Below are 8,804 nucleotides of genomic sequence, written 5' to 3' on the forward strand. Positions count from 1 at the left end.
GGCGGCCCGGCCCGAGGACGGGGACGCGGTGGCCGCGTGGCGGCTCAAGCTGGAGGGCGTGGCGCGCGAGATGGACGCGGGCTTCGCGCCCGAAGCGCTGCCGGAGGCCTTGCGTGAGCTGCGCGGCGCGGTGGCGGCGGTGCTGGATGAAGCGAGCACTCGCGCGGCGTGAGGCGGTCCGGAAATCCTTCCGGAAATCCGGTGGAAACCAATCCTTGCGGTGGCCCGTACCTGTGGCTGCCAGCGGGACGGCCGCCTTCGGCGCGGCGTGCCGAAGGCATTCCATCCACGGGAGGACACTTCATGCGAAACACCTTCGCGGCGCTGGCCCTTGCCTCGGCGGCCCTGCTGGCCGGCTGTGGCGACGACGACAACAACGACATGCCGGACGCGGGCACCGGCTACATGCCCACGGGCACGGGCCCGGGCACGTCGCTGCGCTGCACGAGCAGCAACAAGAACGCGTGGGACACGTTCGGGGCGAACGCGTTCGTCGCGGTGAACAAGGCCATCGTCGCGAAGACGCTGGCGGAGCTGAACGGCCCCAACGGCACGGCGAACCTGGGCGAGTCCTTCACCCATATCGGTGACGCGAGCAAGGGCCCGGCCTACGCGGACGACGCGGCCACGTTCGAGGGCAAGCTCGCGGCGTTCCTCGTGTATGCCTATGGCGGTCCGGAGTCCATCACGTACACGGATGGCAAGACGTACGCGGGCCCGCAGGACATGGCGGCGGCGCACCTGGGCATGGCCATCACCAACTCCCAGTACGACTACTTCATCGCGAACATGGTGGTGCCGGCGCTCACGGACAACGGCGTGACGAGCGCGGACGTGTCCTCCTGCTTCGCTCCCATCGTGACGGACGCGGCGTTCAAGGCGTCCATCGTCGGCAAGTAGCCAACACCCTGGAGGGCACCATGACCCGCTTCGTTTTCACGCGCGCCATGCGCCGCGTGCTGGTCTCCACCGTGGGCGTGGCCGGGCTGTTCACGGCGGTGATGGGCTTTGCCCATACGCCGTCCGGCCGGCCGCTCCTGAAGTGGATGGGGATGTCCATGCCCCAGGCCGCGTCCGCGGCGGGGTGCCCGCTGGGGTACGACGTGAAGCAGAGCCCCGAGCAGAAGGAGGCCGCGAGGCAGCGCTTCGCGGCCGCCTACCGGGGTGAGCGCGCGGCGCTGGCCCGGCCCGCGCTGGGGTTCGACCTGGAGCAGACGACGCGCGAGGCGCTGCTCGAATGGGCGCAGGCGCACGGGGTGAAGTGCACGGTGCCGCGCAGCCAGGGGGACCTGGACTGCGCGGACGTCCCGGCGTCGCTGTTCCCGGGCTTGAAGCGCGAGGCGGCCATCCGGAACCTGTGGGTGACGTTCGGCGCGGACGGCCGGCTGGTGTCCTTGGTTGCCGTGAGCCGGGCGGCGGAGGCCGCGCCCATCAGCGCGACGTTCCGCGCGGCGAACGCGACGCTCGCGACGCTGGCGGGCCCGCCGCTGAAGCGGGACGGGGAGGGCAGCGTCGAGGAGCTGAAGCAGGGGCTCTTGCGGCAGGCGAGCGCGGAGTACCGCTTCCAGGACTTCTACGCGCTCACCCGCGTCACCAACATGGGGGATGGGTTCGTGCTGACGGAGGAGTACCGCGCCCTGCCGAAGGTCGCGGCGCGGTAGACGCTCGAGCGAGGGGCCTTCAGGTGGTGGTGGATCCGGGGCGTGCTCATACCCGGGAGCATGGGCAACAGCCCCGTGTGCTGTACAGCGGGAGGCTGGCGGACTGTCGCGCGGGGGCGCTCGCGCCGCTTCGCCCTCGGTGGGAGGCGTTCTAGAGTACCGGCGTGAGCAACGGGCGCGGGATGCGGAAGCAGGGCGTCATGGAGCCGCCACCGGAGCCGGCCATCGCGGGGCTCCCCGTGCGCTGGCGACCGCGAGCCCTGCCCCTGGAGCCCCTGGCCGTGGCGGGCGTGGGGCCCGTGGCGCTCGCGCTGGGACACCGTGCATCGCGGGCGGAGGATGCGGTGCTCGCGTCGTGGAGCGGGGTCGCGGGGCCGGACGTGCTCGTGCTGCTGGGGACCGCCGCATCGCTGCCCTGGGTGGACGGCGCGGTGTATCTGGGACGTGATCCGCTGGCGCCCGCGCTGTTGCTGCCCTGCGCGCTGGAGCCGGACGTGGCGCCTGCACTGCTGGAGCGGGCGCTGCTGGCAGGGCAGGGGGATGCGCCGCTCGCGGTGCTGCCCGCGTCGGGCGTGCTCGTCTCCGTGGGGGCGGCCAAGCCCGTTGCGCGTGACTCACTCGATGCGTGGTTGTCCGTCACGGGCGTGGAGGCTGCTACGTGACGACCGTGCTGCCTCCCGCGCTGCGCCCGTGGGCGACGCAGCTGGCCCTCTTTCCGGAGGACCTGGCGCGGCACCTGGGGCCTCATGTGGCGCGGCTGTCGGCGGCGCTCGGGACGCTGCGGCCTCGCGGTGAGGCCGAGGGCGGTGAGCCCCAGGGCCATGACGGGCTCTCCCGCCGGGGGAACTTCGAGCGGCTGCTCGTCAGTGAATGGCTCTGGGCCCTGGAGGCGCCGGAGGAGCTGGTGCGCCGCGCGGCGTTCGGTGAGCTGTCGTTCCTCAAGCCCGCGTTCCGTCAGCCCCAGGGCGCGCGTCGCTCCGTGGTGCTGCTGGACGTGGGACCGGATCAACTGGGCCTGCCGCGCATCGCGCACCTCGCGCTGCTGGTCGTGCTCGCGCGCCGGGCGGAGGCCGTGGGCGCGGCGTTCACCTGGGGCGCCCTCCAGTCCGACCCTGCCCGTGCCACCCATGCGGGACTGAGCGGCACGTCGCTCCTCGCGTGGCTCGAAGCCCGCTCCCCCATGCCCGCGTCCGCGCAGCACCTGGCCACGTGGCGCGAGGCCCTGGACCTCTCACGCGCGCCCGAGGACGTGTGGCTCGTGGGCTCCTCGCGCCTGGGCCGCCTGGAGGGCGCGGAGGGGATGTCCCGCGTGGAGGTCTCCGAACCAATGGAGCCCGGCGCGCACCGGCTCACCGTGGACGTGCGGCCCTCGGCGCGTGTTCCGCGTTCGGTGGTGCTGGAGCTTCCTCCTCCGGACGACTGCCTGCGCCTGCTGCGCAACCCGTTCAATTCGAACCGCGCGCCGTCGGCGTGGCTGCCGCGCACGGTCGACCGGCGCATCGTGAAGTTCTCCTTCTCCGGAGAGGGCCGGCGCGTGCTGCTGTTCTCCGCGAATGGCGGCGTCGAAGCCATGGCGGTGCCGCATTCTCCGCGCGCCACCCTGCCCAAGCCCCGGCGCGTGCAGGTGCCTCCCGGGCAGCGTGTCGTCGCGGCGGGATGGCGCTCCAGGGGCGGGTTGCTGGTGCTCGCGCGTCACCTGGGCACCTACGTGATGCATGGGCAGGTGCATACGCCGAAGGGTTTCCGGAAGGCGCGCTACCACGCGGCGGATGACCTCGGGCGGCCGGACACCGTGGCGAGCGCGCTGCCGTTGAACCTCTTGAGCTGGGTGGATCCACAGGGGCAGGAGCACCTGTGGTTGAAGGATGGCAAGGACCGGTTGGTCTCACTGCCGCCGCCTGCTTCGGAGGGAACCACGGCGCTCGTGGTGGAGGAGGAGCAGGTCTCCGCGATGGCGGAGGTGAACTCGCGCCCGCTCTGCGTGCTGCGGCCCCAGGGCGAGGGACGGGCCACCATCTCGCGGCTCAGGGTGCTGGGCGAGGAGCCGGCCCGCAGGGTTCCACTCAATGCGCGGCAGGGGGAGGCGTACTTCGGCTACTCGCCGTCGGGGGCACATCCCGACGCGGGGTTGCTCGCGGTGCGTGACAAGGAGCTGGATTGGCGGCTGTTCCTGGACACGGGCGTGTCGGTCCTCTCCGTGCCCGAGCGATACCGCGTGATGGGCGTGGTGCAGCCTCCCGCTCCGTCACCGCCCGGCCTGCTCGCGTTGGCTCCGGATCAACGCACCTTCCACTTCTTCTCGCGCGAGTCTTCACGAGTGCTCGCGGTGGCCAGTGGCCCCGTGGTGCAGGCCGCGGCGAGCCACGGGCAGCCGGCGTTCGGGTGGCTGACGCAGGCGGGTGAGTTCGTGTTGTGGGACCTGATGGAGCAGGCGGTGCTGTACCGCTCCGTTCCGGAGGCCACGTCGTGAGCCCCGCGTCCGGAGCCGTGCGTCCTCGTGCCCACGTGCACCGGGGCACCGTGGTGGCGGCGGCCTGGTGGTTCCATCCCGGAACGCTGGGCGAGGCCGAGGCACGCCGCCGCGTGCTCGCTGCGTGGAGGCCCGGCGCCACGGTCTGGGCGCTCGCGGGTGGGCACCTGTTGAAGCTGGCGGCGCCGTGCAAGAGCGCGGTGGAGGCCGCGCCCGGGCTTCCCCTGGTGCTGGAGGCCGGCGTGCTCACCAGCGCGCCGCTGAGCGCGAAGGAGCGCGAGCGATTGGCTCCACCCGCGGGAACCGTCGTGCTGGTGCACGCGGGCGTCGCGCGGATGTACGTGCCTGGGGAGCTGCGCCAGGTGGATCCGGGGGCGTGGCTGGACGTGTCGGAGTGGCGGCGCGTGGGGGTGAAGGGACTCGGAGCCCCGCCTCCGCCCATGCAGAGCGCGCTGGAGCCCCTGCCTCCACCCACGCGTGAGTGGTTCGGACCGAAGGTGCCCGCGCTCGCGCCCGAAGCGGAGCGCATGCTGGCGCGCATGGCCGGGAAGGAGGTCCCGGTGGCACGAGAGGGCTTCTTCGCGCGGCTGCGCAGGGCCTTCTCACAGAAGCCCGGTGAAGCCACGCTGACCGTCCGCCGCGAAGGCCTGTTCGCACGGCTGCGCCGGGCCTTCAGCGCACGGCCCGAGAGCACGTCGCAAAGCGCTGTGCGTGTGCACCGGGAGGGACTGTTCGCACGGCTGCGCCGGGCCTTCCGCGCGGACGGGGAAGGTGCATCGAACAGCGTGACCGCGGGGCGCGCGGGATTGCTCGCCCGTCTGCGGAGCGCGGTGTCTCCAGGTGCCTCCGGTTCGGGCGCATCCCGTCCCGGCTTGTGGCAGCGACTCTTCGGCTCGGGCGCCGCGTCCGCTGGGTCCGCATCCGCCTCGGGCGCCGGTGCACGGGCGGGCTGGTTCTCACGGCTCCTCGCCGGGATGCGCGGGCGCGGCGGTGCCACGGCTTCGCGGCAGGGCGCGCTGCCCGCACCGGCTGCCGGCGCACGCCCCGCCGAACCCGAAGGCCCCGGCGCGCTGGAGCGACTCAAGGCGTGGATGCTCCAGAACACGCCCCTGGGGCAGCTCGTGGGGCAGCGCAAGGGCGACTACCTTCGCCGCCTCTTCGAGCTCTTCGAGGAGGGCAACCTCGACGAAGCGCTGCGCCATGCCATCCCCCTGGGCAAGGCGCTGGACGAACGCGCCCGGCTCGCGCTCGGAGTTCCCGGACCGCGCGAGGAGCTGCGCATCCAGCCTCGTGGCCGCAGCGGTGCCGCGCAGTCGTTCGGTGGTGGCCCCGCCGTGTTCGAGGCCCTGCGCGAGCGCTACCGCGAGACCTTCCGCCGCCTGGAGCGCGAAGGCCGCATCGACGAGGCCGCCTTCGTGCTCGCGGAGCTGCTGGACGCGACCGAGGAGGCCGTGTCCTTCCTGGAGCGGCACGGCCGCCTCCAGCTCGCGGCGGAGCTCGCCGAGGGCCGCGGCCTCCCCGTGAGCCTCGTGGTGCGCCAGTGGTTCCTCGCGAAGGACGTGGCGCGCGCGGTGTCCATCGCACGGCGCTCGGGCGTGTTCGCGGACGCGGTGCTGCGCCTGGAGAAGACCCACCCCGCCGAAGCCCAGGCCCTGCGCCTGCTGTGGGCGGAGTCGCTCGCGGAGGCCGGTGACTGGGCGCGCGCGGTGGACGCCGTGTGGCCCGTCAGCGCCGCGCGCCACTCGCGCGGGCCTGGGTGGACCGAGGCATCCAGGCCGGTGGCCCGAGCGGCGCGAAGCTCCTGGCGCGCCTGGCGCTCGGGTTCCCGGACGGCTTCGGCGCCGCGCGCGAGGACCTCCAGCCCCTGCTGTCGGACGAAACCCCCGCCCGCGCCCCGGAGCGCCTGGCCTTCGCCACGGAGCTGCTGCGCGAGGCCGCCTCCCCTGCGCGCAGCGCGCTCCTCGTCCCCACCGTCCGCGCGCTGCTGCGCGACGAAGCCGCGGACGTCCTCCCTTCCAGCTCCAGGCTCCTCCACCAACTGCGCGCCCTGAAGGACCCGGCGATGGACGCGCTGCGCACGGACCTGCCCACGCCCCAGCCCTCCCTCCGGCGCCCCTGGGCCGAAGCGAACGACCTGCCCCCGGTGCGCGTGTGGATGGACCGCGACGACGCGGGCGCCCACGCCGTGCATGACGCCGCGGTGCTGCCGGGACAGCGCGTGCTGCTCGCGCGTGGGGGAGCGGGCGCGCGGCTGGTGGGCCCGGACGGACGCACGCTCGCGAACTTCGACTGCCGGCGTTCTCGCTCGTCGTGTCCACGCAGGGCGACCGCGCGCTCGCGCTGGCGCGCCGGGGCGACCTGTGGCGGCTGTCGCGGCTGGACCTGGTGGAGCGCCGGGCCACGCGCGGGGGCGACACGGAGCTGGACGCGTGGGCCCCCACCTACGACGGGGAGCGGTGGTTCACCGCCGTGCGCGACACCGTGAGCATGGTGGACACGCTCGCCGCCGAGCCGCGCTCCCTGTGGCGCGTGTCCCAGGTGGGCGGCACCGTGCTGAAGCTGGCCGTCGACGCGCAGCACCTGTCCTTCCTCGTCCTGCACCTGTCCCCCGGGCAGGACTTCGAACGGCTGGAGCGCTGGAGCTACGTGCTGGCGGGCGGTCCCACCCTGCGCGGGCGCACGAACGTGCCGGAGCTGGTGGGAACGCCGGACGCCCTCGCGCTCACGCCCGACGGCGAGGTGGTGGCCGGGCGCACCGCGGTGCCCGAAGGCGCGGGGGCCGGCCCCTGGTCCTACCTGGCCCCCATCGCCGTGCGGCGCTTCCACCTCCCGTCCCCGCAGGGCGAGGAGCGCGTGGGCGCGGTGCTCGGGCAGGCCTGGAGCGTGACGCGCTTCCAGAAGGGCGAGCTGCACACGGCCGTCCTGCGCGACCTCGCCGGCCACGCCCGCGCCACGGTGGAGTTCTCCGGCACCCCGCCCCAGGTCGTGCGCCTCTCGGAGGAGTGGTGCGCCGTGCACGACCTGTTCGGCCGCGTGGTGTGGCTGGACCTGACGTCCGGCGAGGTCCACCGCGTGCCGGTGGTGTGAGCCCGCGTCAGGAGCAGCGCAGGTGGCTGGGCACGATGACCATGCTCGCGGTCAGCGCGCAGGCGGCGTCGTCCACCTCCAGCACCACGCGCACGCCCTCCACCGTCACCAGCAGCAGGGGCTGCTCGCTGTGCAGCGCCATCAGCCATGACGACGCCAGCGGCAGCTCCGTGGCGGACAGCTCCGCGGCGCGCAGCAGGTGCACGCGCACCGCGTGGCGGACCGGGGCCGGCAACGCATGCAGCGCGTAGAGCGATGCGTCCGGCAGCCGCAGCGAATACGGCGTGCGTGGCGGTTCCAGCGGACGCCCGGGCAGCTGGCGCAGCCGCGCGGACAACTCCAGCACCAGCGCCTCCGGCTGGGGCGGTTTGCGCAGGAAGCCCGCCACCCCTAGCAGCGGCACCTCCGGCGTGCCGCTCCCCGTGGACATCATCATCACCGTCAGGTGCCGCAGCCGCGCGTCCGTGCGCAGCTGGCCGTACAGCTCCCATCCATCCAGCCCGGGCAACACCAGGTCCAGCAGGATGAGGTCCGGGTGCTGCGCGCGCGGGCGATGACGCAGCCAGTGCAGCGCCTCCGCGCCGTCCGACACGGACGACACCTGGAAGCCTGCTTCGCTCGCCGCCCGGCCCACCCCTTCCCGCCACGTCCGATCGTCCTCGACCAGCAGCAGGTGACGGACGCCCAGGGCCATCCCTCGATTCGACCCGCTTTTCCTTGGTTTCTTGAAGTGCACCGGGGTCTGTCGGGAACCCCAGCGTCGCCTGGCCGACAGTGTGCCCCGGGGACTGTTCCCCCCAGACGCTCAGCGCCCGACAGCCTTTGTCACCGCCCCACTGTCATCTTGCAGTTGGGCTGTAGATGCACACCCTTCGCGGCGCTCATGGCCTACCGCTGCCAGCTGGAACCCCCGGTGGTGCGCACGCTCACGGCGTGTCCGCCCGCCGTGCGCGAGCGCCTCCAGGGGGAGCTGGGGGCGCTCGTCAGCCGGATGCCGTCGCTGCCGGTGACGGCATCCGGGCGCGAGGGGGCGGCGGTGCTCGCGTGCGGCTTCCAGGTCCGCTACCGCGTGGAGCCAGGCACGGGGCTCCTGCGGTTGACCGCCCTGCGGCCTCTGGGACTCGTCCGTTCGCCTACCTCCTGACACGGGGGCAGACGGTCCTTGTGGCAGTGGGAGCGGGGGCCTAAGTCGGTGGGGCCCTTTCGCTCCGGCCCACCCCCAAGGCCCCTCGCCCCGAGTCCGCGCACCGTGCCCCTGTCCCTCGCCGACTTCCTCTTCCAGTCCCGCGACGTCCTCCAGGACGCATGGCTCCACGAAGCGCCCGGCTCCGGCAACACCTTCTCCCACGGGCTGTCCGCGGTGGCGGCCCGGATGGCGAACCCGGACGCGCGCGTCGCCGACGCCCTGGCGCGCGAGCTGTCGCTGCTGGTGCAGGGCTCCGACGGGCACCCCACGACGACGAACTTCCGGCGCCTGCGCGACACGGTGCTGCGGCTGTGGCGCGAGCGCGGCGGCGCGGGCCCGGACGAAGAGGGCCAGGTGGAGCGCTTCCACGACGCCGTGGACGCGGTGGAGGCCGCGGCGC

General features: G+C 73.7%; 9 protein-coding genes. 8 read left to right on the forward strand and 1 reads right to left on the reverse strand.

From position 1 onward, the window contains the following. Nucleotides 1–303: 303 nt before the first annotated feature. The 6 genes from ACLEQD_RS30810 to ACLEQD_RS30835 all read left to right on the forward strand — a co-directional run bounded on the left by ACLEQD_RS30810 (nt 304) and on the right by ACLEQD_RS30835 (nt 7,218). Entirely contained in the window at nt 304–900 is a 597-nt protein-coding gene (locus ACLEQD_RS30810) for a hypothetical protein (protein ID WP_410389015.1), read from the forward strand. Between the two features lie 20 nt (nt 901–920). Then, nucleotides 921–1,661: a hypothetical protein gene (locus ACLEQD_RS30815; RefSeq protein ID WP_410389017.1), complete on the forward strand. Its 741-nt coding sequence runs from the start codon at nt 921–923 to the stop codon at nt 1,659–1,661. A gap of 164 nt (nt 1,662–1,825) precedes the next feature. After that, on the forward strand, nt 1,826–2,323 hold the full coding sequence (locus ACLEQD_RS30820) for a hypothetical protein (protein ID WP_410389018.1): 498 nt from the start codon (nt 1,826–1,828) through the stop codon (nt 2,321–2,323). Continuing rightward, nucleotides 2,320–4,131, forward strand: coding sequence for a hypothetical protein (locus ACLEQD_RS30825; protein WP_410389020.1), 1,812 nt, complete (start codon nt 2,320–2,322; stop codon nt 4,129–4,131). Before ACLEQD_RS30820 ends, ACLEQD_RS30825 begins: the two co-directional genes overlap by 4 nt. Next, the gene (locus ACLEQD_RS30830; protein WP_410389022.1) at nt 4,128–6,182 is read left to right on the forward strand and encodes a bpX6 domain-containing protein; all 2,055 of its coding nucleotides are present in this window, start codon (nt 4,128–4,130) and stop codon (nt 6,180–6,182) included. Before ACLEQD_RS30825 ends, ACLEQD_RS30830 begins: the two co-directional genes overlap by 4 nt. Before the next feature lie 259 nt (nt 6,183–6,441). Further along, nucleotides 6,442–7,218 carry a hypothetical protein gene (locus ACLEQD_RS30835; protein WP_410389023.1) on the forward strand — a complete coding sequence of 259 codons (777 nt, stop codon included), beginning with the start codon at nt 6,442–6,444 and terminating at the stop codon, nt 7,216–7,218. Nucleotides 7,219–7,225: 7 nt separating this feature from the next. Here the strand turns inward: ACLEQD_RS30835 and ACLEQD_RS30840 are convergent, their stop codons facing one another. Beyond that, nucleotides 7,226–7,912 carry a response regulator gene (locus ACLEQD_RS30840; protein WP_410389025.1) on the reverse strand — a complete coding sequence of 229 codons (687 nt, stop codon included), beginning with the start codon at nt 7,910–7,912 and terminating at the stop codon, nt 7,226–7,228. Between the two features lie 189 nt (nt 7,913–8,101). Between ACLEQD_RS30840 and ACLEQD_RS30845 the strand changes: the two genes are divergently transcribed. Both ACLEQD_RS30845 and ACLEQD_RS30850 read left to right on the forward strand, forming a co-directional pair. Continuing rightward, nucleotides 8,102–8,362, forward strand: coding sequence for a hypothetical protein (locus ACLEQD_RS30845; protein WP_410389027.1), 261 nt, complete (start codon nt 8,102–8,104; stop codon nt 8,360–8,362). Nucleotides 8,363–8,467: 105 nt separating this feature from the next. Beyond that, on the forward strand, nt 8,468–8,804 hold a 337-nt coding region (locus ACLEQD_RS30850), incomplete at its 3' end, for a hypothetical protein (protein ID WP_410389029.1).

Origin of the sequence: Corallococcus sp. 4LFB (genome assembly GCF_046520365.1) — a bacterium.
Classification (GTDB): domain Bacteria; phylum Myxococcota; class Myxococcia; order Myxococcales; family Myxococcaceae; genus Corallococcus; species Corallococcus caeni.